General features: G+C 35.6%; 26 protein-coding genes, 2 tRNA genes and 1 other RNA gene. 14 read left to right on the plus strand and 15 right to left on the minus strand.

Annotated elements, in window-relative coordinates:
* Positions 1 to 174: 174 nt before the first annotated feature.
* From MV052_RS03230 to mraY, 7 genes are all read right to left on the minus strand, one after another.
* Complete coding sequence (locus MV052_RS03230) at positions 175 to 501, minus strand: integrase arm-type DNA-binding domain-containing protein (RefSeq protein ID WP_297440921.1); 327 nt, start codon at positions 499 to 501, stop codon at positions 175 to 177.
* 193 nt (positions 502 to 694) lie between these two features.
* Positions 695 to 1,071: a transfer-messenger RNA gene (gene ssrA / locus MV052_RS03235) on the minus strand.
* 84 nt (positions 1,072 to 1,155) lie between these two features.
* Positions 1,156 to 1,231: transfer RNA gene (locus MV052_RS03240), tRNA-Phe, on the minus strand.
* A gap of 36 nt (positions 1,232 to 1,267) precedes the next feature.
* Positions 1,268 to 1,343: transfer RNA gene (locus tag MV052_RS03245), tRNA-Phe, on the minus strand.
* Between the two features lie 63 nt (positions 1,344 to 1,406).
* Positions 1,407 to 2,006, minus strand: a complete 600-nt coding sequence (locus MV052_RS03250) for a TRIC cation channel family protein (protein ID WP_297440923.1) — start codon at positions 2,004 to 2,006, stop codon at positions 1,407 to 1,409.
* Positions 1,994 to 2,557 (minus strand): formyltransferase family protein, encoded by a 564-nt coding sequence (locus tag MV052_RS03255; protein WP_297440925.1) that lies wholly within the window; start codon positions 2,555 to 2,557, stop codon positions 1,994 to 1,996. Before MV052_RS03255 ends, MV052_RS03250 begins: the two co-directional genes overlap by 13 nt.
* A gap of 5 nt (positions 2,558 to 2,562) precedes the next feature.
* The gene (gene mraY, locus MV052_RS03260) at positions 2,563 to 3,624 is read right to left on the minus strand and encodes a phospho-N-acetylmuramoyl-pentapeptide-transferase (protein ID WP_297440927.1); all 1,062 of its coding nucleotides are present in this window, start codon (positions 3,622 to 3,624) and stop codon (positions 2,563 to 2,565) included.
* A 103-nt stretch (positions 3,625 to 3,727) separates the two neighbouring features.
* Here mraY and gpmI point away from each other — a divergent pair, with 103 nt between their 5' ends.
* The 5 genes from gpmI to accA all read left to right on the plus strand — a co-directional run bounded on the left by gpmI (position 3,728) and on the right by accA (position 8,617).
* A complete protein-coding gene (gene gpmI, locus MV052_RS03265) occupies positions 3,728 to 5,203 on the plus strand; it encodes a 2,3-bisphosphoglycerate-independent phosphoglycerate mutase (protein ID WP_297440929.1) in 1,476 nt (491 codons plus the stop codon).
* A gap of 23 nt (positions 5,204 to 5,226) precedes the next feature.
* Entirely contained in the window at positions 5,227 to 5,973 is a 747-nt protein-coding gene (fabG, locus tag MV052_RS03270; RefSeq protein ID WP_297440931.1) for a 3-oxoacyl-ACP reductase FabG, read from the plus strand.
* 61 nt (positions 5,974 to 6,034) lie between these two features.
* The gene (gene acpP / locus MV052_RS03275) at positions 6,035 to 6,262 is read left to right on the plus strand and encodes an acyl carrier protein (protein ID WP_297440933.1); all 228 of its coding nucleotides are present in this window, start codon (positions 6,035 to 6,037) and stop codon (positions 6,260 to 6,262) included.
* A gap of 116 nt (positions 6,263 to 6,378) precedes the next feature.
* The gene (locus tag MV052_RS03280) at positions 6,379 to 7,596 is read left to right on the plus strand and encodes a beta-ketoacyl-ACP synthase II (RefSeq protein ID WP_297440935.1); all 1,218 of its coding nucleotides are present in this window, start codon (positions 6,379 to 6,381) and stop codon (positions 7,594 to 7,596) included.
* A 16-nt stretch (positions 7,597 to 7,612) separates the two neighbouring features.
* Complete coding sequence (accA, locus tag MV052_RS03285) at positions 7,613 to 8,617, plus strand: acetyl-CoA carboxylase carboxyl transferase subunit alpha (protein ID WP_297440937.1); 1,005 nt, start codon at positions 7,613 to 7,615, stop codon at positions 8,615 to 8,617.
* Here accA and MV052_RS03290 read toward each other — a convergent pair.
* The 5 genes from MV052_RS03290 to MV052_RS03310 form a co-directional block, all read right to left on the minus strand.
* Entirely contained in the window at positions 8,614 to 9,420 is an 807-nt protein-coding gene (locus MV052_RS03290) for a 3'-5' exonuclease (RefSeq protein WP_297440938.1), read from the minus strand. The genes accA and MV052_RS03290 overlap by 4 nt on opposite strands.
* Complete coding sequence (locus MV052_RS03295) at positions 9,410 to 9,994, minus strand: phosphoribosylanthranilate isomerase (RefSeq protein WP_297440940.1); 585 nt, start codon at positions 9,992 to 9,994, stop codon at positions 9,410 to 9,412. The genes MV052_RS03290 and MV052_RS03295 overlap by 11 nt, the downstream gene beginning before the upstream one ends.
* Positions 9,995 to 9,998: 4 nt before the next feature.
* The gene (rpe, locus tag MV052_RS03300; RefSeq protein WP_297440942.1) at positions 9,999 to 10,640 is read right to left on the minus strand and encodes a ribulose-phosphate 3-epimerase; all 642 of its coding nucleotides are present in this window, start codon (positions 10,638 to 10,640) and stop codon (positions 9,999 to 10,001) included.
* Positions 10,641 to 10,724: 84 nt separating this feature from the next.
* Positions 10,725 to 12,122 carry a chemotaxis protein CheX gene (locus MV052_RS03305; protein ID WP_297440944.1) on the minus strand — a complete coding sequence of 466 codons (1,398 nt, stop codon included), beginning with the start codon at positions 12,120 to 12,122 and terminating at the stop codon, positions 10,725 to 10,727.
* Complete coding sequence (locus tag MV052_RS03310; protein ID WP_297440946.1) at positions 12,119 to 12,922, minus strand: HDOD domain-containing protein; 804 nt, start codon at positions 12,920 to 12,922, stop codon at positions 12,119 to 12,121. Before MV052_RS03310 ends, MV052_RS03305 begins: the two co-directional genes overlap by 4 nt.
* A 159-nt stretch (positions 12,923 to 13,081) precedes the next feature.
* On the opposite strand from MV052_RS03310, the gene rpmB reads away from it, so the two are divergent.
* Genes rpmB through argJ form a run of 3 tightly spaced genes read left to right on the plus strand, consistent with a single transcriptional unit; the run spans position 13,082 to position 15,587 of the window.
* Positions 13,082 to 13,270: a 50S ribosomal protein L28 gene (gene rpmB, locus MV052_RS03315; protein ID WP_021287002.1), complete on the plus strand. Its 189-nt coding sequence runs from the start codon at positions 13,082 to 13,084 to the stop codon at positions 13,268 to 13,270.
* 15 nt (positions 13,271 to 13,285) lie between these two features.
* Positions 13,286 to 14,416: a potassium channel protein gene (locus MV052_RS03320; RefSeq protein ID WP_297440948.1), complete on the plus strand. Its 1,131-nt coding sequence runs from the start codon at positions 13,286 to 13,288 to the stop codon at positions 14,414 to 14,416.
* Entirely contained in the window at positions 14,409 to 15,587 is a 1,179-nt protein-coding gene (gene argJ / locus MV052_RS03325) for a bifunctional glutamate N-acetyltransferase/amino-acid acetyltransferase ArgJ (protein WP_297440950.1), read from the plus strand. Before MV052_RS03320 ends, argJ begins: the two co-directional genes overlap by 8 nt.
* On the opposite strand, the gene MV052_RS03330 is transcribed toward argJ, so the two are convergent.
* The 3 genes from MV052_RS03330 to MV052_RS03340 form a co-directional block, all read right to left on the minus strand.
* Positions 15,575 to 16,102 (minus strand): gamma carbonic anhydrase family protein, encoded by a 528-nt coding sequence (locus MV052_RS03330; RefSeq protein ID WP_297440952.1) that lies wholly within the window; start codon positions 16,100 to 16,102, stop codon positions 15,575 to 15,577. The two genes, argJ and MV052_RS03330, sit on opposite strands and share 13 nt — an antisense overlap.
* Before the next feature lie 8 nt (positions 16,103 to 16,110).
* Positions 16,111 to 18,210: an RNA degradosome polyphosphate kinase gene (locus MV052_RS03335; protein ID WP_297440954.1), complete on the minus strand. Its 2,100-nt coding sequence runs from the start codon at positions 18,208 to 18,210 to the stop codon at positions 16,111 to 16,113.
* 61 nt (positions 18,211 to 18,271) lie between these two features.
* Positions 18,272 to 19,480, minus strand: a complete 1,209-nt coding sequence (locus MV052_RS03340; protein WP_297440955.1) for an apolipoprotein N-acyltransferase — start codon at positions 19,478 to 19,480, stop codon at positions 18,272 to 18,274.
* 84 nt (positions 19,481 to 19,564) lie between these two features.
* Here MV052_RS03340 and yajC point away from each other — a divergent pair, with 84 nt between their 5' ends.
* From yajC to lptE, 6 genes are read left to right on the plus strand one after another with little or no spacing between them, the layout of a single operon-like run.
* Positions 19,565 to 19,831, plus strand: a complete 267-nt coding sequence (gene yajC / locus MV052_RS03345; protein ID WP_297440957.1) for a preprotein translocase subunit YajC — start codon at positions 19,565 to 19,567, stop codon at positions 19,829 to 19,831.
* On the plus strand, positions 19,821 to 21,386 hold the full coding sequence (gene secD / locus MV052_RS03350; protein WP_297440959.1) for a protein translocase subunit SecD: 1,566 nt from the start codon (positions 19,821 to 19,823) through the stop codon (positions 21,384 to 21,386). The genes yajC and secD overlap by 11 nt, the downstream gene beginning before the upstream one ends.
* A gap of 2 nt (positions 21,387 to 21,388) precedes the next feature.
* Positions 21,389 to 22,360, plus strand: a complete 972-nt coding sequence (secF, locus tag MV052_RS03355) for a protein translocase subunit SecF (protein ID WP_297440961.1) — start codon at positions 21,389 to 21,391, stop codon at positions 22,358 to 22,360.
* Positions 22,361 to 22,372: 12 nt separating this feature from the next.
* The gene (locus MV052_RS03360; RefSeq protein WP_297440963.1) at positions 22,373 to 22,711 is read left to right on the plus strand and encodes a DUF6394 family protein; all 339 of its coding nucleotides are present in this window, start codon (positions 22,373 to 22,375) and stop codon (positions 22,709 to 22,711) included.
* A 9-nt stretch (positions 22,712 to 22,720) separates the two neighbouring features.
* Positions 22,721 to 25,174, plus strand: coding sequence for a leucine--tRNA ligase (gene leuS, locus MV052_RS03365; protein WP_297440966.1), 2,454 nt, complete (start codon positions 22,721 to 22,723; stop codon positions 25,172 to 25,174).
* A gap of 3 nt (positions 25,175 to 25,177) precedes the next feature.
* Positions 25,178 to 25,699 carry an LPS assembly lipoprotein LptE gene (gene lptE, locus MV052_RS03370; protein ID WP_297440968.1) on the plus strand — a complete coding sequence of 174 codons (522 nt, stop codon included), beginning with the start codon at positions 25,178 to 25,180 and terminating at the stop codon, positions 25,697 to 25,699.
* Positions 25,700 to 25,706 lie beyond the last annotated feature (7 nt).

Raw genomic sequence — 25,706 nt, forward strand, 5'->3', positions numbered from 1 at the left:
TCGAAATCTGCATTATAACTTTTTCTCTTCTTACTCATTTCTTTATCCCTATATTTTCTATTTCAATTGTAACATTTTGAAATTAAATTTGAAAATTTACTGGTTCGATTTTTGGGGTTCATTATAGGATAAAAACAGTATGAAATCAGTACTTATTTATAATATTTTATAATTTTAATGGGGTTCTATTGCATAATTCGGGTTTAATAATTTTGCTTCTTGTTTTTCATCAAGTGGATCTATATTGTTTCTAATTTTTGTAATGTATTCGGTTCTCTTATTTCTTGCTGTTTTGAGTGTTGTATTTGGAAATGTACCAAAAGATGTTTTTCGTCTCTTGTTTGGATAGGTAGGGCTTTTGTATATAAACTCCCATAATTTAGACCCGTTAGGTTTTATTAATAATTGCAGTCCGTTACCGTCTGCCTTAGTATATGCTTTCTCTTGTGGCTTTAGTGCTTCTATTTGTTTGGTATTAAGTGGTGTTACAACTCGTGGCATAATTGACCTTTACAACAATTTAAGTTACATCATTAAATGAAGTTACATTTTAAAAGTGTAATGTAACCTCTAATGTAAAAAAAGAAGTTACATTTCTCTTGTTTGTATTGTACCGTATTTTATAGTAATATTGTTAAAGTATCGTATTTAAGGGTGTTTAATGGGGGTTATTGGAGTGTATTTAATTGAATTTTGGTGGAGCTGTGCGGAATCGAACCGCAGTCCGAAACCTAGCTACTCCCAACGTCTACATGCTTAGAAAAGTTGTTAAAATCTTATCTTGCTTCATACAACTTGCAAAACTACACAAGACCAGCCTCTAAAATTCGTTTTAGATGGAGACACATCTAAAATATATCTAAATGAAGGGTTATACTTCGAGTCCTGCTTATTTAGAATCCACAGGTGAAGCAGCCCGCCTCTTACGAGGGGTTAAAACTTAAGCTACTGCTAAAGCTGGGCGATAATTTGTATTGTTTGCGTTTAAGCAATTGTGAGCCGTGTAACGGAAATGCTCAGTCCGACATGCAGTTGGAAGCTACTAGGTCCCGTCGAAACCAGGTCAGCCCCATATTTACTTTTTACAAAGCTATCAAATTATATCAAAGTTAATGTTTTATATTTGTTAATTATTAAAAGGATTTGATATAAAGGTGGTGGCCAATCTCGGAATCGAACCAAGGACACACTGATTTTCAGTCAGTTGCTCTACCGACTGAGCTAATTGGCCACGGTAAATATTGTAGTGTAAAAAGTCTTTAAAAGGTGGTGGCCTGTCTCGGAATCGAACCAAGGACACAGTGATTTTCAGTCACTTGCTCTACCGACTGAGCTAACAGGCCGTTCTTTTAAAGAGCGAAATTATAGCTAGTGTGTACTGAAAGTTAGCTTATGTCATCGAACGCTTAACGTAGGGGAATAGACCACTTTGCATAATATGCGACTAAACGCAGTGTCAAGGCTGCACCAAAAAGTAGGGCAATAGTAAAAAAAGAAGTGATATGAAAAAGATAAAATATGTATAATATAATGGCAATAATGATAGAAACTGTGCCGTAAAACCCTGTTTTTAAAACAAATGGGACCTCATTTATGATGACATCCCGAGCGATTCCTCCTCCAACAGCCGTGATAAAAGCCAAGGCTATAACCCCTGCTATGTTGAAGTTATGTTGTAGTGCTAAGAGTGCCCCTGAAATACTAAAAGAAACAAGACCAATAGAATCACTCATAATAAAAAGCATCTTATTCTCAAGCGAGTTTCTTTTATGAAATTTGAATATAATAAGTAAAAGCATAACTACGATAACAATGAGTGCGGGATAGTTGTGTGTGAATGTAAAGGGAACTTTGTTGAGGATGATATCGCGAATGATACCTCCACCAAGTGCTGTTAAAAATGTAGCGATTAAGACACCGAGCAGATCAAGATGATTTCTTACACCAACAAAAAATCCACTCATTGCAAAAGCAATGATACCAACATACTCTGCTAGTTCAAACACAGCTGTAAGCCTTCTACTATAGCTATTTTTTCTAGTGCTTTTATCTTGGTTTCTAAGCTTTGTGGCGTTTCATCTTTTTGTAAAAGAAGAGATTTTTGTAAAATGATTTTACCTTCATCATAGTTCTCATTGACCTCATGGATTGTAACACCGCTTTTTTCTTCTTGATTACGCACTACGGCTTCGTGTACAAATCTACCATACATGCCTGCTCCTCCATAATTTGGAAGTAGGGCTGGGTGTGAATTGATGACTTTAAAGTTTTGAGTTATTTTTGGAGAGAGTTTTTTCATATATCCGCTGAGAAAAATGTATTCACAATTATTTGCTTGTAAAATTGAGTAAAGTCTTTCATCTGGATCTTCACTGTTTGCTGCGTTTACAAGAAAGTTTTTCAGACCATATTTCTCTGCTTTTTGTAGTGCTACTGCGTTTGTATTGTTGGAGATGACAACTGCAATGTTGCATTTTAAGGTAGCATTTTGTACTGCTTCATAGATAGCATCAAGTCCACTACCACTGTGAGAAGCTAATATAGCGATATTTTTCATAACTATTATCTGATTTTGAGGGTGATAAGTGCTAGTATATTTGAAAGCACCGCAATAATCCAAAATCGAACAATTATTTTGTTTTCAGCCCAGTTTTTCATCTCAAAATGATGATGAATAGGTGCCATAAGAAAGACCCTTTTTTTACGAAGCTTGTAACTTCCTACTTGTAAAATAACTGAGAGTGTTTCTATGACAAAAATAGAACCTATAAGGAGTAATAAAATTTCACTTTTAGAGATGATAGCAAGGTAACCTAGAAATGCTCCAAGCGTGAGGGAACCACTATCTCCCATGAAAACTTCTGCGGGATGGCAGTTAAACCATAAAAACCCTGTTAATGCACCGATGAGTGCACTCGCTATGATGACAACTTCACCAACTTGAAAATGTGGCATTAAAAGATAAGCACTAAATTTAATATGACCAGTAATATAGATAATAATACTAAAAGAAGTGAGTGCAACGATGGAGGGGACTGTAGCTAGCCCATCAAGCCCATCAGTTAAGTTTACTGCGTTTGAAGTGGCAATAATTACAAAAACCCAAAGAATAAGGGAGAAAATACCCATATCAAAAAGAGGGTTTTTAAGAAAAGGAACATAAAGATCGGTGTTGAAATCTGCAAAAAAGTATAAAAAAGATGCGACAATAAGTGCAGAAAAAATTTGGAGCATAAGCTTGGTTCTTGCTTTGAGACCTGCTAGGTTTTCGTTTTTTCGTATTTTTGCATAATCATCTTGAAAGCCGATAAGAGAGAATAAAACAAGTGTTAATAAGCCAGCTTGAGCATATACATTTGTAAGCTTTATAGTGAGCAGTGATGCAAAAATTGTGGCACCAATAAAAACTATTCCTCCCATAGTTGGAGTGGATGTTTTTTGTTGGTGTCGCTCGGGTGCCCACTCATTTATGGGCTGCACACTCGCAGTTCGTTGTGCCCATCGAATGAACTTTGGAAGTAAAAAAAGTGTTACAAAAAGTGCTATAAAAAATGAGATACCTGCCCGGATAGTAATGTATCCCAAAATGTTGATGTCGAGTAAAGTATGTAGCCAATAAATCAATATATATCCTCAAAAATTTGCTTTGTTTATGAATTAAAAGTAACATTATAGTACAATCATAAAAGAAATTATTAACGGGCATATTTTGCCGTAAGGAAAAAAGTTGAGTAAAAAAGCAATTTTAGTCATTACAGATGGGATTGGATATAGTCCAAAACATGAATATAATGCATTTCATAATGCAGAAAAACCAACGTATGATAAACTTTTTAAGGAAGTTCCAAACTCTTTGATAGATACTTTTGGCTTAAGTGTTGGACTACCTGAGGGACAAATGGGTAACTCAGAAGTAGGGCACATGAGTATAGGAAGTGGTCGTGTTTTATATCAGGATTTAGTAAAGATATCTTTGGCCCTAAAAGATGGTTCACTAGAGAAAAATGAAGTTTTACAAGAGTTGTTTCAAAAGTCTGATAGATTGCATCTGATCGGACTTATGAGTGATGGTGGTGTACATTCTCACATAGACCATTTTATGGGCATAGCAGATATTGCAGCTAAAAATGGTAAAAAAGTTTTTCTTCATTTAATAACGGACGGAAGAGATGTCTCGCCAACTTCAGCGCAAAAATATCTTGAAGAGGTACAAAAACATGTGAATGAAAATGTTGTTATTGCAACAATTGCAGGACGTTTTTATGTGATGGATAGAGATAACCGTTGGGAGCGAATAAAACGTGCCTATGATGCCATAGTTAATGCAACACCCAAAACTGATATGAGTCCTGAAATGTATATAGGTCACTCTTATTCATTAGGAGAAACAGATGAATTTGTTGAGCCTACTGCGTTTAGTGGTTATGATGGGATAAAAGATGGCGACAGCATCTTAACTATCAACTTTAGAAGCGATAGAATGCGTGAATTGGTAACGGCTATTGCTAGCGAAGAGTTTAGCGAATTTGAAAGATCAGTTAGCACAGTTAATTTGGCAACGATTACAGAGTATGATAAAAGTTTTCACTATCCTGTGATGTTTAAAAAGGATGCTCCAAAAAATACGCTTGCAGAAGTTATCTCAAACGCAGGTTTAAGACAGCTACACACAGCAGAGACTGAAAAATATGCACATGTGACATTTTTCTTAAATGGGGGAATTGATGAGCCATATGAGAATGAAACAAGAGTTTTAATACCTTCTCCCAATGTAAAAACCTATGATATGAAACCAGAAATGAGTGCGGCAGAGGTAGGTGAGGCTGTTTTAAAAGCTATGGATGCTGATTATGATTTTATAGTTGTAAATTTTGCAAATGGTGATATGGTCGGTCATACGGGCGACATAGAAGCTGCCAAAAAAGCTGTCCAAGCAGTAGATGCACAACTTGGTAAAATTCGTGATAAAGCAAAAGAAAGAGAATACGCTTTTGTTTTGACAAGTGACCATGGAAACTGTGAAGAGATGAGAGATGAAGATGGAAATATTCTTACAAACCATACCGTTGGAAAGGTTTGGTGTTTTGTAGAAGCTCCAGGCGTAGAGAAAGTAAAACCAGGTGGACTCAATAATGTAGCACCGACAGTTTTAAAGTTGATGGATTTAGAAATACCATCTGAGATGGATGAAAGTTTAGTTTAAAATAATCAAAGGAGTAGGTCAATATGAAATTTAGTGGTACAAATGTATTAGTAACAGGTGCGAGTCGTGGTATAGGTGCTGAAATAGCAAAAACATTAGCTGCGTTTGGCTTAAAGGTGTGGGTAAACTATAGAAGTGGAGCAGCCGAAGCGGATGCAGTAAAAGAAGCTATTGAAGCAGCAGGTGGTTGTGCAGCAGTCATTGGTTTTGATGTGACAGATGAAGCTGCATTTATAGATGCAATGAAAACAATAGTCGATAGTGATGGGGAACTTTCATACCTTGTAAATAATGCGGGAATTACAAAAGATAAGCTTGCATTACGTATGAAAACAGAAGATTTTATGGCAGTAATTAATGCAAATCTTACTTCTGCGTTTATTGGTTGTCGTGAATCTATGAAAGTTATGAGAAAGAAAAAGTTTGGTTCAGTAGTAAACATAGCTTCAATTGTTGGTGAAACAGGAAATGGTGGGCAAACAAATTATGCAGCATCAAAAGGTGGAGTCATTGCTATGACAAAAAGTTTTGCTATTGAAGCAGCAACAAGCGGAATTAGATACAATACTGTAACACCTGGATTTATAGCAACAGAAATGACAGAAGTTCTAAGTGATGATGTTAAAAAAAGTTTCACAGATAATATACCGATGAATCGTTTTGGAAATGCAAGTGAAGTGGCAGAAGCAACGGCATTTTTGCTCTCTGATCATGCAAGTTATATCACTGGTGAAACATTAAAAGTTAATGGTGGCCTTAACATGGCATAAATCTTATCTAAGATAGTTGTGTTATAATTACGGGATTTTAAACTAAAAAACAGGAGCTATAATGGCACTTTTAGACGATATTAAAGAAGTAGTAGTTGAACAATTAAGTGTAAACCCAGATGAGGTTAAAGAAGACGCAAAATTTGTAGAAGATTTAGGTGCAGACAGCCTTGACGTAGTTGAATTAGTAATGGCTCTTGAGGAAAAATTTGATATTGAAATCCCTGATGATGAAGCAGAGAAAATTCAAACTGTAAAAGATGTTGTTAATTACATAGAAAACAAATAGTTAACTTTTATCAAGAGGAGCTGTTACTCCCTTGATAAGCAAATATTTTTAGAAGTTAATTTTTAGAAGACTTAGTTTTTAAAAGTATTTTTATATTTTATATTGGAGATGATTGTATGAGAAGAGTAGTTGTAACTGGTTTAGGTATGATAAATTCAGTGGGTAATGATAAAGAAAGTTCTTTTAAAGCAATATGTGAAGGTGAATGTGGAATTGATACGATTACTCTTTTTGATCCAGAGAAGTTCAGTGTAAAAATAGCAGGTGAAGTTCAAAATTTTGACCCATCAACTGTTATGCCTCCAAAAGAAGTTAAAAAAGCAGATAGATTTATCCATCTTGGCTTAAAAGCAGCTCAGGAAGCTATGGCTGATGCAAACTTACCAGAAGACATCGATATGGAAAGATTTGGTATTAGTGCTGGTTCGGGGATTGGTGGATTGCCATCTATAGAAAAGAATTCAGTTATATTAGATAGCAGAGGCCCAAGAAGAATATCTCCATTTTTTATCCCAGGTGCTTTAGTCAATATGCTTGGGGGATTTGTTTCAATTGAGCATGGAACAAAAGGACCTAATCTCTCAAGCGTAACAGCTTGTGCAGCTGGTACACACGCAGTAAGTGAAGCGTGTAAAACTATAATGTGTAATGGTGCTGATCGAATGTTGGTTGTTGGTGCTGAATCAGCTATTACTGGTGTTGGTGTTGGCGGATTTGCTGCAATGAAAGCACTCTCAACAAACAATGATGATCCTAAACATGCATCACGTCCGTTTGATGCAAATCGTGATGGATTTGTTATGGGAGAAGGTGCTGGCGCATTAGTTCTTGAAGAGTATGATGCAGCAGTAGCACGTGGTGCTAAAATCTATGGTGAGATTGTTGGTTTTGGAGAAAGTGGTGATGCAAATCATATTACTACACCTTCTCTTGATGGTCCTGCTCGTGCAATGAAAGCTGCATATAAAATGGCAGGCGAACCTAAACTTGATTATGTAAATGCTCATGGAACTTCTACTCCGGTAAATGACAAAAATGAAACAGCAGCATTAAAAGAGCTTGTAGGTGGTAAAGAAAACTGTCCTCCGATGAGTTCGATTAAAGGTCAAATTGGACACTGCTTAGGAGCTGCTGGTAGTATTGAAGCAGTTACATGTTTAATGGCGATGAGAGATGGAATAATACCACCAACAATCAACTTTGAAACAGCTGACGAAAACTGTGACCTTGATTATGTTACTGAGGGCGCAAGAAAAGCAGAATTGAATGTAGTTATGAGTAATTCATTTGGTTTTGGTGGAACAAATGGCGTTCTGATTTTCAAAAAAATCTAACCTTTAAGGATTTAATTTGGCAACATACTTAGACTTTGAACATAAAATAAAATTTATTCAAGAAGATATAATTTCTGCGCAAGTTCGTCATGACCCTGGTGCGGTTGAAGAACTAACAAAAAAACTTGATAAGGAAGTGGCAAAGATTTATAAAAATCTTTCTGACTTTCAAAAACTTCAACTCGCACGTCACTTGGATCGTCCGTATGCGCTAGATTATATTAATCTTATAATGAGAGATAAGTATGAGATTCATGGGGATAGACATTTTCGTGATGATGCTGCTATATTATGCTATATGGGTTACATCGGTGATGAAAAAGTTATGGTTATCGGTGAACAAAAAGGTCGTGGAACTGCAAACAAACTAAAACGTAATTTTGGTATGCCTCACCCTGAAGGTTATAGAAAAGCCTTACGTGCAGCAAAATTAGCTGAAAAATTTGGAATTCCAATACTTATGCTAGTAGACACACCGGGTGCATATCCTGGAATTGGTGCAGAAGAAAGAAATCAAAGTGAAGCAATTGCAAGAAACCTTCTTGAATTTGCCGAGCTTGATACTCCTACTGTGTCAGTTGTTATTGGTGAAGGTGGTTCAGGTGGAGCATTAGCAATTGGAGTAGCGGATAAATTTGCTATGATGCGTTACTCTATTTTTAGTGTTATTTCACCTGAGGGTTGTGCAGCGATTTTATGGAATGATCCTAAAAAAGTAGAAACAGCTACCAATGCACTCAAAATTACAAGCGCTGATTTAAAAGAGTTAAATCTTATTGACGACATTATAAATGAACCGTTAATTGGAGCACATCGAGAAAAAGAAAAAGCGGCAGAAGCTTTAAAAGAGTACTTTTTAGATACGCTTAAAGAGCTTAAAACAATGACTACGCAAGAGAGAATGGATGCTCGTTATGCAAAACTCATTGCACCAGGCGAGTTTAAAGAAGCAGGTGATGAACCAGAAAGTACATCACTTTTAGACAGTATAAAAATTTTAAAACCAAAGAGTGACTCTTAGTCCTCTTGTATCTTTTCCTCTTCTAAGAGAGGGTCAAACTTTGGTCTTTTGAGCCGAGGTGCCTCTTTAGAAAATTTTATTAAATCTTCAACAGTTTTTATATCATCATTTAACTTTTCTAAACTTAATAGAAAGAGTCCATACGTTGTCATCACATCACTCATAGCTCTGTGGTGTGTAGCATATGGATTTAGATTGAGTGTATCATTGAGATATGAGAGAGCATAGCGGTATGAAGTTAGGGTTCTCTCCGCAAGTCCAAGAGAACAAAGGCTTCTGTTGAGTAAGGGCTCAAGTCCTATTTTTTGTAAACTTTTAGATATAAAACTATAGTCAAACTTGACATCATGAGCGACAAATACTGCATCACCTAAAAAAAGTTTAAACTTCTCCAAAACTTCGTTTAGTTTTGGAGCATCTTTAGTATCTTCAGCGCATATACCTGTGATGGCTGTAATGTGTGGATTTATCTCCTGTGTTTGAACAAGGGAGTCAAATCGAGAAATGATTTCGCCATTTTTTACTTTTATGGCGGCTAACTCGATTATCTGATGTTTTTCAATTTTTGAGCCATTCGTTTCAATATCTACTATGCAAAACTCTACGTCTTTGATTGCTATGAAATGTGTGTCAAAATAGTAATATCCTTGATGCTTAACAATGTTGAGACCTTGTGCCTTCCATAGTTCCATAGTCAGATCTAGTTCCTCGTTGAGCTGATCTTTGAGAGTCTTATAAGAAAGTCCACGCGAGGCAAGTCTTGAGATGCTTTTTGCATCAAGTTGTAAATCTTTACTGAGCATTTTTGATAAACTCTTTTACTTTTAAGGGGTCTTTTTTCCCATGTGAAATTTCAACTGCACTACTGACATCAACACCATAAAAACCATAAGAACCTACCTCACTAACATTCTCAGGACTCAGTCCTCCAGCAAGTATGATTTTTGAGCAGTCAACATCTTTAAACCATTCAAGGTTGATGCGCTTTCCTGTTCCACCATAAGATTCACAGTAGGCATCAACAAGTCGATATTCATTAGAATAATTAAGAATATCTTCTTGTTTTTGTGCTCTTACAACTTTGATATATGGAAGCTGCAACTCTGCATAAAAACTAGGATCTGCATCGAAATGAATTTGTACAAGTGTTGCCCCGACTGCCTGAGAGGTTTCATTGACAGTTCTTGCATCTACATTGACAAAAAGAGCAACCTTTTCTACAAAAGGAGGCAGTCGTTTAATAATGCTGTTGGCTTCCTTAATTGTGATATAGCGTGGAGACTTTTCGTAAAATACGAAACCTAATGCATCAGCACCTGCATTGATGGCAATCATTGCATCTTCATAGGAAGTGATCCCGCAGATTTTTGTACGCATACGATTATATCTGTAAGCTTTTTATAGCCTGAGCTTTATTTTGATGTTTAAAGACATAACTTCCTGCTACAACGACATCAACACCAACATCTTTTAAAGCTTGTATATTTTTGTCACTTACCCCACCATCTACTTCAATAAGGCAATTTGGATTGAGTCTATTTCTCATTTCATTGAGTTTTTTTGCTTTTGGTAAAACGGTATTTATAAAAGATTGTCCACCAAAACCAGGGTTGACACTCATTAAAAGAACCATATCCAAATCAGCAAGAAGGTATTCTAACTCTTCAGGAATTGTATTTGGATTTAAAACTATTGCTGGTTTTATCCCAAGCGAACGTATTTTTTGGATAAGCCTGTGAGGATGTTTCTCTTCTTCTATATGAAAAGAGATATATGCAGGTTTTAAAGGGGCAAAGAGTTCTACAAAAAAAGTATTGTTCTCAACCATAAGGTGTATATCTAGTGGTTTAGTTGCTGCTTTTGCAATTGCAGAGACGACGACGGGTCCGATAGTAAGGTTTGGTACGAAATGTCCATCCATTACATCAACATGAACGAAATTACAACCACTGTCACAAATTTCTTTTACATCACGAGCTAAATTACCAAAATCTGCAGAGAGAATACTAGGTGCTACTTGCATTATTGTCCTTTAAATTAATGCGTAATTATAAGCAAGTGTAGCTTTTAAGTGCCTGACAAAAATAAATAACATTTTTTCAGGCACTTATCTTGTTAAGAAAAATAAAAACTTTTCATCATTAAATAGTAAATCAACCTGCACACCCTTTTTTGCTTGAGCAATTTCAAGAAGAGCATCTACATCAGGATAGGTTCTAGGAAGGGTAATATCTACATTGATTTTTTCATCACTAAGAAGTGTTTTGATTTTACCACCGACTATATTGACGAGTTCTGCTAAGGTATCAAGGATAAGTTCTTTATCATCTGTGGATTCTCCAATAAGTAATTCACAGGCTTTTTTAGCTATATCTATAGGAAAAACAAGTATCACCATTCCGTCAATATCACCATAAAAACCTATAGAGCTTGCAATTTTATTCTCTTTATTTTTGATATCTATTTCTTCAACTTTGGCAGCTTCTTTAGAAGCACGGGAGTTTGTCATCATCTCTATCGTTGCTACAGTTGCGTCAATGAAGTTTGGAAGTTCTGAAACGATGGACTTATTGAGAGGACGTTTGGTTTTCGCACCTGCTGCACTGCTTGCTCCGAGTTCATCTAGGAGCTCTTTATTTTCTAGTATATCATTCATTTGATCAAAGAACATAATCCCAGCATCTTCTAGAGTTTCTTTAAATGCAATAGGTGTTTTTTCAAAAGTCATACCTACAAAACAGATGGTTGCATTATATTCCGCACCAGAAGAAGCTAGTTTAGAAAAAAAGTTGAGGGCATGGACGTTCATACTTACAACTTTATAAGCATCAAAAATAAAGAGTCTAAATCCAACATTGAGAGAATTGTTATGATAAGCGATATTAAAACTGTTTCCTATTTCGGCATCCAAAAAAGTGCTGAGCGTATAAATAATAGCATTACCAGTAACTCTCGTAGCCACTTGCTGTCCAATTTGCCCTAAATAAGTTTCATCTATGATAAAGTCATAGGCACCCTCTTTTTTTGATTTATCATCAAACTCTTTTTTTGTTTGTGCAACAACAGGATTATGTCCATTGTCATGTAACTCTATTGCTAGTGCTGCTCTTTGAGATTTGTCATCACTGTATAGAAGGATGTTTTTACTTTGGTTTTTAAAATTTGAAGAAAAAAGAGTTGCAATTTCTTGGGTTTTAAAAAGTGAAAAAGTCAATTCATCTTTGTAGAATTTTTGAATTGCTTCATATTTTTTTTTGTCATAATCACAAAAGCCAACAATGATATGATTTTCTGATCGAACTTTTAAAAACATTTTTACAAAAGTATCTAGACCGTTACGGTTGAAAAAGATTACCTTTTTTAAGGAGACAAGAATGATGTCAGCATTACTATGCACTGTAGCATGAATATCATCAATACTTAAAAATGAAACGCCACTGGCATTGCCATCTAAAAATCCTTGAGGATGAAATACTCCTACCCCATTTTTTACTATTGCTCTCATGATAAGTACCTCTCCATTACTTGTGCAAATTCAGAATAAATGTCATCAACATAATCAATCTGAAAATCGATAAAGTCATTTAGTCCAGCCTCTATATAGCTGGGTTTTGAAAGAGTATAAAAGAGAAGAAGATGCATCCATTTTCCAAGTATATTTATTGCTTCATCATCTGCAGGTTTTACACCACTTGCTGCCTGCACAATTACGCCAATTTTTGCGTCCATTTCCCATTTTTGAGAAATAGCTTGACATATATCAAAGAGGTCCATAGCACAAAGCCTTTGCAAGATGGTGTTTAAATCAATGGCACTTGCACTTCTTAAAAGGTTTACATCTTCTTTCTTTTGGCAAAAAAGTGCTTCAGCTACAAGAATACTTGCAGGAAGTAAAGTGATTGCACTGTGAATTTCTTTATCACTGATGTTTAGATGATGGAGTATCTTTTGCCAGTTGACGCTCAAGTCAGCTTGTAGGTTATAAAAAGAGTTACGGTTAAGCTGAAACATTTTCCATTTTGAAGGTGACAAAAGAGTTATCATATAGTTATAAACTGCTTGTTGGGATTTTTCAACACCTAATATACCAAATATCTGAGAAATATTTGAGACTTCATTTTTAAAACCAAAGATTGGTTTATTTACCAACTCTTTGAGATAGCTACTTAGAGCTAAATCATCTTGCGCAGCTTGTGCAGCTTTTGTTAACTCAGCTGCGTTTAGAAAAGAAATTGTTTTTTTTAAAGCTTCAGGCGCTGGAGGAATTTGTTCTATATATGTGTCAATTATATTCTTAGTTATCACGTAAATACCTTTATAACTCTGTATGGTGCATTCTAACCATAAGTTCATAAAATCAATATAAATTTATATAAAGTAAGACAAATAGTTTAGGCTTAAGTTGAAGTTTTGCTTTGATTTGATACAATTCGCAACTTTAAAATATCATTCAAGGATACTCAAATGGCAAGAAGATGTGCTATTAGCGGCAAAGGCCCTATGAGTGGGAACAATGTTTCTCATGCAAAAAACAGAACAAAGCGTCGTTTTTTATTAAACCTAAGAACAGTGCGTATCACATTAGAAGATGGTACAACGAAAAAAATTAAGATTTCTGCAAAAGAATTACGCACACTTAAGAAAAATTCGTAACAACCTGGAATTGTTTTGAATCTTTTACAAAGGATTCGTGACTTCCTCAATTGGGAGACTCCTCCCAAACCTGACCCAAAACTTCTTCCTGAAGTTTATCCCCATCTCAAAGCTTTTCGGTTACCACTTATTTTAACTGTTATAGTAATGCTTATCGGTACTTCTGGTTATGTCATTATTGAGAATTTTAGCGTTATGGATGCAATATATCAGACTGCTATAACATTTACTACAGTTGGTTTTGGCGAGATAGCACCAATCTCTGATGCGGGACGAATATTTACCATCAATCTTATTATCGCTGGTTTCGCTGTATTTTCTAGTGCAATAGGTATCTTAGTAAATGAACTCAACAAGGGTCATATTGTGGCCATATTGAAGGAGAGAAAAATGCTTTATAATATAGTAAGGCTAAAGAAACATTTTGTCGTATGTTATCATAATGACTATACAATAGAAGTTACAAAACAGTTGCGTAAAAATCACATTCCTTTCATTGTAATTGACCCAAGAAAAGAGATTCATGAGTGGGCTGTAGAGTATAAGTATCCACATTTTTTACAAGCTGAACCACATGCAGAGCTTGCAATGCTCAAGGCACATCTCTCTTCTGCAAAAGGTTTGATAACTTTATCCGATTCTATTGCAGATAATATTGCCCTTATTGCTTCGGTGAGACTCTTTGAAAAAGAGCATTTTTTACCGCGTCCGTATTATGTTATCTCTTCAGCAGAAACTATGAGTGATGTAGAAAAATTGAAAAAACTCGGGGCTGACACAGTAGTATCACCAACAAAACTTACAGCACAAAGAGTGAGTGCAATGGCTGCGCGTCCAGATATGGAAAATCTTTTAGAAGAATTTTTATATAAAACAGATAACCCTCTTGATATGCAGGAAATTACAGTTCCTCGTTATAGTTGGGCAGTTCTTAAAAAACTTAAAGAGACACATATACGTGAGATAGCCAATACTTCTGTCGTTGGTATAACAAAAAAAGATGGAAAGTTTTTGACCATGCCAAAAGGAGATACTTTAGTGACAAGTGAGTCAAAACTTTTAGTTATTGGTACACAAGATGGCATTAAAATAACAAAAGATTTACTCTCTAAAAGAGTGAAACCAAAGGAGCTGAAATTTGTATAAATTAACAAAAATAGAGGGTGGTGTTTGTGCTGCAGATGGATTTTATGCTGATGGAGTGAGTGCAGGGCTAAAAGCAAAAGGTGCAAAAGATATGGCTTTTGTATATAGTGATACATTATGTGAAATAGCTTCTACTTTTACGACAAATAAAATGACAGCAGCTCCCATTCGACATTATAAGCAAAAAGGATATTTTCAGACAAATTTTGTGCTGATAAATTCTAAAAATGCCAATGCAATGACTGGGAAGGAAGGGATTACAGATATAGATGATATTCTTGATACTCTACCTAAGGATATTATCAATCCTGTGATGAGTTCTACTGGAGTGATTGGTGTACGATTGCCAAAAGAGAAAATTATTACAGGTGCAAAACTGTTTGACCCCTCTCAAAAAAATCCAAACGCAGCAGCCGAGGCGATAATGACGACAGATACCTTTTCAAAACAGATAGCGTATAAAGTAGAGCTAGAAGATGGAAGTAGTTTTCATATAGGGGCAATGGCAAAAGGTGCGGGGATGATAAATCCTGCGATGGCTACTATGCTATGTTTTATTACAACTGATGCTGCTGTAGAAAAAAAAGAGATGCAGAAAATCCTCAAGGAAAATTTAGCGACTACATTTAATGCTGCAAGTGTAGACGGGGATACTTCAACCAATGATACGGTAATGTTATTTTCGAACGCGAAGAGTGGAGTGTATCACGCTACTGCGTTTCAAGAAGCTTTACATAATATTATGCGCTTTTTAGCACGTGAAATGGTACGCGATGGTGAAGGAGCTACAAAACTTGTCACTTATAAGGTAACAGGAGCAAAAGATGATGAAGAAGCTGAGATAGTTGCTAAAACACTTTCAAATTCTTTACTTGTCAAAACTGCACTCTATGGGGAAGACCCAAACTGGGGTCGTATAGCTTCAACCGTAGGTGCGAGTGGTGTTACTGCGTTTGAAGATACTTTAAGTATTTCTTTTGATGATATTTGTGTGTATGAAGCAGGTGTTTTGCATTTTGATAAAGAGATGGAAGCAAAAGCTTCCAAAGTCATGAAAAAAAGTGAGTTCACTATCAGTTGTGACTTGGGAATTAATGAAGGTGCATTTACTGCGTTTGGCTGTGATCTCGGACACGAATATGTCAAAATAAACGCAGATTACAGAACGTAATCTTCTTTAAAGGTAACATAACGTTGTGCAGAGGCGTATAACTCTGCAACTTCATCATCGCTGAGACTTCTCACGAGCTTTGCGGGACTTCCCATGATAAGTGAACGAGGGGGAAAAACCTTATTTTTTGTGACAAGAGAACTTGCTCCTACGATACTTTCTTTGCCAATAACAGCACCATCTAAAATAGTAGCACTCATTCCAATAAGACAAGCATCTTCTATAGTACAACCATGAAGCATAACACGATGCCCAATGGTGACATCACTGCCAATGATAGTAGGATTCCCATCACTTTTATCTGCTTTTTTGTAGTGTGTTACATGAACCATACTTAAATCTTGAATATTTGTTCTATCGCCAATACTAATGTAGTGCACATCCCCTCGAACAACACAGCCAAACCAGATAGAGCAATTTTCTCCACAGGTTACATCACCTATAACATCCGCTGAGGGTGCTATCCATGTTTTTTGTGCGATTTTTGGTGTTATATTTTTAAATTTATGAATCATTTTTCTTCCTAACTTTCAATAAAAAGACGTTTGATGAGCTGTTGTACATAGGTTGAAGTCTCTTTTCTAGTCGCTTTTGCAATTCTGTTTACATAATCCTCTAACAGTTTATGGTTGTTCGTACTGCGTTCGCCCTCTTTGGCTTTTACTTTGATATATGTTCCATCACTTTGAAGCTCATGTGCTAAAACATTATCTGAACATTGCAGTTTTAAAATTTGTATGATTTTGTTTTGTGCAGCTTCATCTTTAATAGCCGTTAACAATTCAATACGACGAACAAGATTTCTAGGCATCCAATCTGCACTTGAAATATATATTTGAGATGTATCATTTTTGAAGTAAAATGTACGAGCATGCTCAAGATACTTTCCAAGAATAGAGACAACACGGATATTTTCACTCACGCCTTCAATTCCAGGTTTTAAGCAGCAAATACCACGAACGATAAGATCAATCTTGACACCAGCTTGTGAAGCTTTGTAGAGCGCACGAATAACATCTTCATCAACTAAAGAATTTACTTTGGCAATAATACGTCCATTTATTCCTTGTCTTGTTTCGTTATGAATGAGTGAAAGAAGTTTTGGCTTAATTTGAGAAGGAGCCATATAAAGTTCATTGAGTTTCCCTTTTTTACTAAAACCTGTTAAAAAGTGAAAAAAGCGAGTAAGGTCATTGGTTATGCTATCTTTACTTGTCATATAGCTCATATCTGTATATATTTTTGAAGTAGCAGGATTGTAGTTTCCTGTTCCTAAGTGAGCATATTGTTTTAGTTTTCCATCTCTTCTTACTGTGATTAAAGCCGCTTTTGCATGAACTTTAAAGCCTTGAATACCATAAATAACATGAGCCCCTGATTTTTCAAGTGCTTTTGCCCAAATAAGGTTGTTTTCTTCATCAAACCTTGCTTTGAGTTCAACCATAACAGTCACTTGCTTTCCAGATTCACTCGCATCCATAAGTGCTTTTACTATGGGAGAGTTAGTACCTGAACGATACAGAGTCATCTTGATAGAAACTACATCCTTATCTTTTGCTGCACACTGAACAAGATTGACAACAGGATCAAAACTCTCATATGGGTGATACATCAAAACATCTTGTTTGTCTAAAATACTAAAAGTATCCTCATTTGTGTCAAAAGGAGGAAGTGTTTTTGGTTGAAACGAAGGGGCTAGCAGATGTGCAAAATTTTTATTGCCTACGATTTGCCATAAACTTGATAGATTTAAAAAAGTGTGAAATTTATAGATATCATCTCTGTAAACATGTGCGTGGCTATTAAAAAAGTTGATGATTTCATCATCGGCATTTGAGCCAACCTCGAGACGTACCATCTCTCCTTTACGACGAAGCTTTAGACCCTCTTCAAGAATCTCCATAAAGTCATCAGCTTCTTCTTCTTCAATGGCAATATCTGCATTCCTCGTAATACGAAATGGTGCATATTTTATTAGCGAATAGCCAGGAAACAAGTCATCAACATGCTTTTCAACGACACTCTCAATAGGGATGTATGTGCCATTTCCAAGCTCTACAAAACGTGCAAGTACGCGAGGTACACGGATAATACCAAAACGTTCAATGCTTTCATTGTCATCATCACGCAGTTTAACGATAAGACCAAAACTAAGGTTGTTTAAATGAGGAAAAGGATGTGTTGCATCAACGGCGATGGGAATGATGACTGGGTATATGTTCTCATTAAAATATTTGTTGAGAATATGTTTTTCTTGATTATTCACTTCATCATAAGTTTTAACACTGATTCCTAGTGGCTCGAGTTTTTTAAAAATTTCACTTCTGCAGTGTTCTACTACTTGTTGTTCTTGATGTAAGTAACTACGAATTTCACGAAGTTGTTGTAGTGGTGTGAGTCTATCAGCACCTGAGACAATAACACCAGCTGAGAAAAGTTTTTTTAAACCTGCAACACGAATCATATAAAATTCATCTAAATTTGTTCCATAAATTGCAAGAAATTTCAAGCGTTCAAGAAGAGGCAAGCTCTCATCTTGTGCTTGTTTGAGTACTCTTGTGTTGAATTGTAGCCATGAAAGTTCTCTATTGAGATATAGATTTGGATTTTTAAGGTTTAGCATCTGTTTGCATCCTAAAATATAATATTTTTTATGATTATATCTCAATAAGATTACAAAAAGATTAGTGTATCACACCCGTTCCACTCACATTCGCTGAGTGGTAGATGGTGACTCCATACTTTCTTGCATAAAGTTCCATCAGGAGTTTTTGCAGGGTCGGTTCAATTGAAGGTGTGAACCAAGCATTGTTACTGATGGCTATCATATACTTTACATCACCTTGAAACAACTCTTTGCAAGTTGCTTCGTAGCAGATTGCATTTCTAAACTTCACCCCTTTGATGATAAAGTCTGTTGGTTTTTTTGCCACAGTAAAATCACTCGCTCCGCTAAAGAAAGTATCATTGATGAATTTTTGCGCGAATTTAGGCAGTGGGATATATTCGCCAAAAGGGACTAAAATCATTTTTTTTGCTATTTGAAAATTTCCTTTGTGAAAAAAGTAGGTAACATTATAATTAAGAGTACCCTCACGGATAAGCGAACCGGCGATGATGTCTATCTTTTGCGAAAGCGTAGCTATTTCTTGAAGAAGTTTAGGGTTGTTATTCATAAAAAGAGGAAAAACTGACTCGGGTAATACGATGAGATCATAGCCCTTATCTGCTGCGTTTGTAATCTCTTTAAAAAGCATTTGTACAGTAGGATATAAAGCAGCTCGAGTCCATTTAACATCTTGTTTGATGTCTGTTTGTACAAGTTTGATCTTCAGTGGTGCATCATCTTGTTTGGGGTAGCCATAGTTAAACGCAGTAAACAAAAGAAGTAAAGGCAAAAATTTATATTTTTTCTCTTTAATCAGCGCAGGGAGTGAAAGTGCAAGTAAAAGAGCGAAGAGTTGATACTTATATACTCCAATATAACTGTTGACAAAAAGGAGTTCGATTTTCATCCAGTTCCACCCTAAAGGTTCTATAAAACTTAACCCAAAGAGTAAAATTGCCCGAATATAGGGCTTATTTGTAAAAGCTAAAGGGGCAAAAAATAGTAGATAAATAATGCCAAAAGAAAATGTGACAATAGGTGTCATATACCCTACACCTTGATACTTAAAGCTGTATCCTATCCAGTAAAACCACAATAGACCGATGAAAAATCCAGCCAATAGAACTGATTTTTTAGGAATATAAAGAAGCATTGCAACAGCTGTGATACCAAAAAGAGTATTGACAAGCTTGTTTGTCATGTCAAAATATTCAAAATAGATAAATGAACTATAGAGTATTGCCGTAATAATTGCTAGTAAAAATGTTATGCTAAATTGTTTCATGATGAAATTGTACTCAATTTAAGAGCTATTTAGCATATTTTTTGTATAATTGCTGCAATTTTATAAAACAAGGAAACTAAAGATATGGAAATTATCTCTCAACTATTACCGTTTATATTTTTAATCGCAATTATGTATTTTGTGATTATTCGCCCACAACAAAAAGAGGCTAAAGCCAAAAAAGAGATGCTAGAGGCTCTGAAAAAAGGTGATAAGGTGATCACAAATGGTGGTTTTATTGTTGTTGTTCATAAAGTTGAAGAGAACTTTTTAAGTGTAAAAATGAACGATGATACAATCGTTAAAATCACAAAAGATTCCATTGCAAAGAAGTACGAGGATGAAGCTTAATTATCGCATAGTCATTTTTGCATTGGCTATAGTGTTTGGTATTGCTTTTTCCATACCTTCACTTCTTCAAACGCAGGGTGGCAAGAAAATAACACTTGGTCTTGATCTTCAAGGTGGACTCCATATGCTTTTAGGTGTAAAAACTGAGGAGGCGACAAAGTCACATATTAAATCAATTGCAGCAAGTATCAAACACTACGCAGAGCGTAACGATATTCTTATAGATGGACTAACTTTTAATGACAAGAGTATTGCCTTTGAGGTACTCGATAGTGATGAGATAAAAGCTTTTGATACTTTTTTATCAGAAATTGAGGGTGTTCAAGTTACTCATGAAAACAATGTAATTTCACTCTCTCTAACGCCAGAAGAGATTAAAAAGACAAAACAACAAGCGGTTGATCAGGCTATAGAGACTATTAGAAATAGACTTGATCAATTTGGTTTATCTGAGCCTATTGTAGCACGTCAAGGGAAAGATAAAATCCTAGTAGAACTTGCAGGTATTAAATCGCAAGAAGATGAACAACGTGCAAGAGAATTGATTTCACGTGCTGCAAAGTTAGAGTTAATGGCTGTGGACGAAGAGAGAAATGCTAGAGTGTATAACATGAGTGATGCGGATGCAGCTGCTTATGGTGATGTTATTTTAGAAGATGCAAAAAATCCTCAAATAAAGTACCTTGTGCATGAGATTCCTATCTTAGATGGGGGAATGTTAACTGGTGCAAATGTTGGTTTTGACCAAAACAATCGTCCAGTAATTAACTTCAAACTTAATGCTGAAGGTGCAGATATTTTTGGTGATTTTACTGGTAAAAATGTTGGTAAACGTCTGGCTGTGGTTTTAGATGGTAAAGTCTATTCTGCTCCAAATATTAATGAACGCATTGGTGGCGGAAGTGGACAAATTTCAGGTAATTATACTGTTATAGAAGCAAAAGATTTAGCGATTGCCCTGCGTTCTGGTGCATTGCTCGCTCCAATTTATCTTATGGAAAAACGTTCTGTTGGTCCAAGTTTAGGTGCTGATAGTATTAAAGCTTCTATGATTGCCTTGATTGGTGGTTTTGTATTGGTTATAGCGTTTATGTTAGTCTATTATCGTATGGCAGGGCTTATAGCAAATATTGCTTTGATTGCGAACTTAGTTATTCTTTTAGCGGTTATGTCGCTCTTTGGCGCAACACTCACCCTTCCTGGTATGGCAGGTATTGTTCTGACAGTCGGTATGGCAGTAGATGCAAATGTTATTATTTCTGAAAGAATTCGTGAACTCCTTTATGAAGGAAAGTCAATGCACAAAGCAATTGAAGATGGATATTCAAATGCAATGACAGCTATTTTAGATGCCAATATTACGACCTTGATAGCTTCGGTTGTGCTGTACGTGTATGGGACTGGTGCTATTAAAGGTTTTGCCGTTACTATGAGTATAGGTATTTTAGCTTCGATGCTCACAGCTATACTTGGTACACATGGTATCTATCAAATGCTAGAATCAAAAATGAAGAAAAGTAAAAACTACCGTTTTTGGTTTGGGATTAAAGGATAATTATGGAATTTTTTAAATATACTCGTCCCTTTAATTTCATGGGAAAATCAAAAATTGCAATGTCAATTTCTATTTTACTTATTGTAGTATCTTATGCGATTTTGGCAGTGAAAGGTTTAAATTACGGCATAGATTTTGCCGGAGGAACAATTGTTCAGGTTAAATATGACACAAAAGCACCAATAGATGCAATGCGTGAAAAATTAAAATCCAACAAGCTTTTTGATGGGGCTTCTATTAGTGAATTTGGTTCAGACCAAGAGGTTGTTATTCGTATGAAAACAACAACGGGGAGTGTTACGAAAGATATTGGTGATGTAACACGTGAAGCACTCAAAGGTACGGGAAACTATGAAGTTCGTCGTGTTGATATAGTAGGACCAAAAGTAGGTTCAGAGTTAAAAGAAAAAGGTCTGATGGCGCTTCTTTTGTCTGTCATGGCGATTTTAATTTATGTTGCATTTCGATTTGAGTGGCGTTTTGCGGTTGCTTCAATCGTTGCATTAGTGCATGATGTCTCTATTGCAATGGGTGCAGTGGCACTTTTTCAAATAGATGTAAACCTTGACGTCTTAGCTGCGATATTAACGCTTTTAGGGTACTCATTGAATGATACGATTATTGTTTTTGATCGTATTCGTGAGGGTATTACAAAATCTAAAAATTCAAATCTTGCAGAGATAGTGAATGAGTCTATTACAAGAACATTGGCTCGTACAACACTAACATCATTAACAACTTTCTTTGTTGTGTTTACACTCTTTATGTTTGGTGGTGAGATTATTCATGCCTTTGCATTTACACTCTTAGTTGGTATCGTCGTTGGTACATACTCTTCTATCTTTGTTGCTTCGCCAATCCTTATTTGGTTTGGATTTGATGTGAAAAATTATCATGTAAAACTTGGAGAAAAAGCAAAAAGAGAAGCAGAAAAAAATAGAATGAGAGCAGAATTTGAATCTGGTGTAATGTAAAGGAGCTTTAGTATGGACTGGGGTAAAGTAATATACGTATTTTTTTCATTAATGAGTTTAACATCGATAGCAGGTTTTTTGTATGAAAATACTGCTATTTCTTTGTTTATTGCAGCGAGCGTAAACCTTATCTCAACTATTTTAAAAATAGGTGTGAGAAATTTACTCTCAGCAGAACTATTAGCTTCTTCTTTAGTTGCTGATTTACATCTTATTCCTGCTTTTGTATTTTTAGTAATAGTAGGGAATGATTCTTGGGCTATTGCACTCTCAATCGGGGCATTAATCGCAAATACTTTTTCAATGGGACTTGTCTACATTGAGAGCAGTAAAACACATGAAGAATATTAGGAGAAATTGTTGGAATACAATTCATTAGAAATAGAAAAAAAATGGCAAGCGTATTGGAAAGAAAACGAAAGTTTTGAGCCAAGTGAAGATTTTACTAAAGAAAAAAAATACATTCTTTCAATGTTCCCTTTCCCAAGTGGGCGTTTACATATGGGACATGTTAGAAACTACTCTATCTCAGATGCTTTTGCAAGATATCACAGACAGCAAGGGAAAAATGTTCTGCACCCTATAGGTTTTGATAGTTTTGGTATGCCTGCTGAAAATGCAGCAATTAAAAATGGTTCGCATCCTAAATCTTGGACATATGACAATATAGAGTATATGAAAAATGAATTTTATTCTTTAGGTTTCTCTTTTTCTCGCAAACGTGAACTTGCTACTTCAGATGAGTTATATACGAAGTTTGAACAAGCTTTTATGATAGATATGTATAATGAAGGTTTGCTTTATCGTGAAAAAGGGATGCTCAACTGGTGTCCTCATGATCAAACAGTACTGGCAAATGAACAGGTGATTGATGGCTGTTGTTGGCGTTGTGATACGCCAATAGTTAAAAAAGATATGAATCAATACTATTTTAAAATCACCAAGTATGCGGATGAATTGTTAGATGATTTAAAACAGCTTGAAGATGGATGGCCAAAGCAAGTTTTGACAATGCAAGAGAACTGGATAGGCAAATCAAATGGACTTGCTTTTGATTTGTATTTGGATGATGAGAGTAGAGAAAAACTAAACGCAGCTTTTGAGGGTTTTGATGTGTTTACAACACGTCCTGACACTATTTATGGAGTTACTTATACAGCTTTAGCACCTGAACATGCTATTGTAACTTACATGATAGAACATAAACTTTTAAGTGAAGATGTAATTGCAGAGATTATAAAGATGAAAAACACTTCTTCAATTGATAGACAAAAAGAAAAAGCAGGACTTCCTTTAGGTATCAATGTTATTCATCCTTTGACTGGCGAGACGATTCCAGTTTGGATAGCGAATTTTGTTTTGATGGATTATGGTTCTGGTGCTGTTATGGCAGTTCCTGCTCATGATGATAGAGACTACGATTTTGCTAAAAAATATGATCTACCAATGAAAGCCGTCATCAAGCCTAAAGATGCAGATGTAGATATCTCTACTAATGCATATACCGAAGTTGGTGTGCTTTTTAATTCTGGTGAATTTGATGGACTGAACTCTAAAAAATCTCAATATAACATTATTAAAATGTTTGAAGAGAAAAATATTGGTAAAAAAACTACAAATTACAAACTCAAAGATTGGGGTGTTTCACGTCAACGTTACTGGGGTGCGCCTATTCCTTTTGTTCATTGTGAACAGTGTGGTTTAGTGATGGAGAAAAAAGAAAATCTTCCAATAGCACTTCCTGATGATGTTGAGATTAATGGAGAGGGTTCTCCACTAGAGAATCATCCAACATGGAAACATTGTAAATGTCCTGAGTGTGGAGGTGATGCTCTGCGTGAAACAGATACTATGGATACTTTTGTAGAGTCTTCATGGTATTTTTTACGCTTTTGTGCTTCTCCACAAAACTGGGAAAAAGAAGCTTTTTCTGCTGAGCAGATAAAGTACTGGATGGGTGTTGATCACTATATTGGAGGGATTGAACATGCCATCTTACATCTTTTGTATGCAAGATTTTTTACGAAAGTTTTTCGTGATTTAGGCTACTTAGATTTTGATGAGCCATTTGAGAAGTTACTTACTCAGGGTATGGTGCTTAAAGATGGTGCAAAGATGAGTAAGTCCAAAGGAAATACGGTTGATCCTGATGCCATTATTGAAAAATATGGTGCAGATACAGCAAGACTTTTCATCCTTTTTGCAGCACCGCCAACACAAGAGCTAGAGTGGAATGATAGTGCAGTTGATGGAGCACATAAGTTTATCAAAAGATTTTTCGATAGAAGTTCAAACGCAGTGGTAACTGATGTGAAGCCCGTTATTGAGCACGCTTCACTTTCAAAAGAAGAAAAGTTTGCACGTAAGAAAGTCTATGAAGCATTGAGACGTTCTGAAGAAGTTTACAATGAAAGATATACTTTTAACACAATGATTGCCGGTGTTATGGAAGCGATGAATGCACTTAATGCACAAAAAAATAGTGATGTTTGGACAGAAGGATATTGGATTTTAAGTTCAATTATGGAACCTATCATTCCTCACATAGCTTCAGAAATAAGCGAAAAATATTTTAATCTTAAAAACTTTGCTCCTCAAACAATTATCGAAGAGGTTTTTGTTGAAGATTCTATCTCTTTTTGTGTTTCCATCAATGGGAAAAAAAGAGGAGAAATAGAAGTTGCTGCAGATGCAGATAAAGAGACGATTGTATCTGCTGCAAAAGAAGAAGTAGCAAAATGGCTTGAGGGAAAAGAAATAATAAAAGAGATTGTTGTTCCTAAAAAACTTGTCAATCTTGTTATCAAAGGCTAATCATTGAATTTAGTCACATTAGGGAAAAAGTTTTTTATTCTTGCCTTAAGCATGATGCTATTTTCTGCCTGTGGTTACAAACCGAGTTCAAAGTATGCTAGAAATGTTTTAGGGAATAAAATTAGTACAAGTGTTATCATCTCTGCACAAGATCCTGAAAATACTGTGCTAATTAAAGAAGCAGTTGATAGTGCTCTTGTTGAGATATTTCATACTTCTTTAACCCCAGCAAAGTATGCAGATACGCATTTGAGTATTCAACTTGTTACGCCTCCTTATGCACCTATTCAGTATAATAGTGATGGTTTTGTTGTTGGATATCGTGCTACAATTATACTTTACATTACGAGAGAGTCTAAAGATGTAAAGAAAAAGTATACAGCACGAGGAACGTATGACTTTGCTGTGCTTCCAAACGCAGTGCTTACAGATCAAGAGCGTTTTGATGCGATTAAATTTGGTGCTGCTAAAGCTATTTCATCATTTATAGCACAGGTTTCAGCAGAAGGCTCTAGTAAAAAATAAGAGAGGG

The organism is Sulfurimonas sp., assembly GCF_026988655.1.
Taxonomy (GTDB): Bacteria; Campylobacterota; Campylobacteria; order Campylobacterales; family Sulfurimonadaceae; genus Sulfurimonas.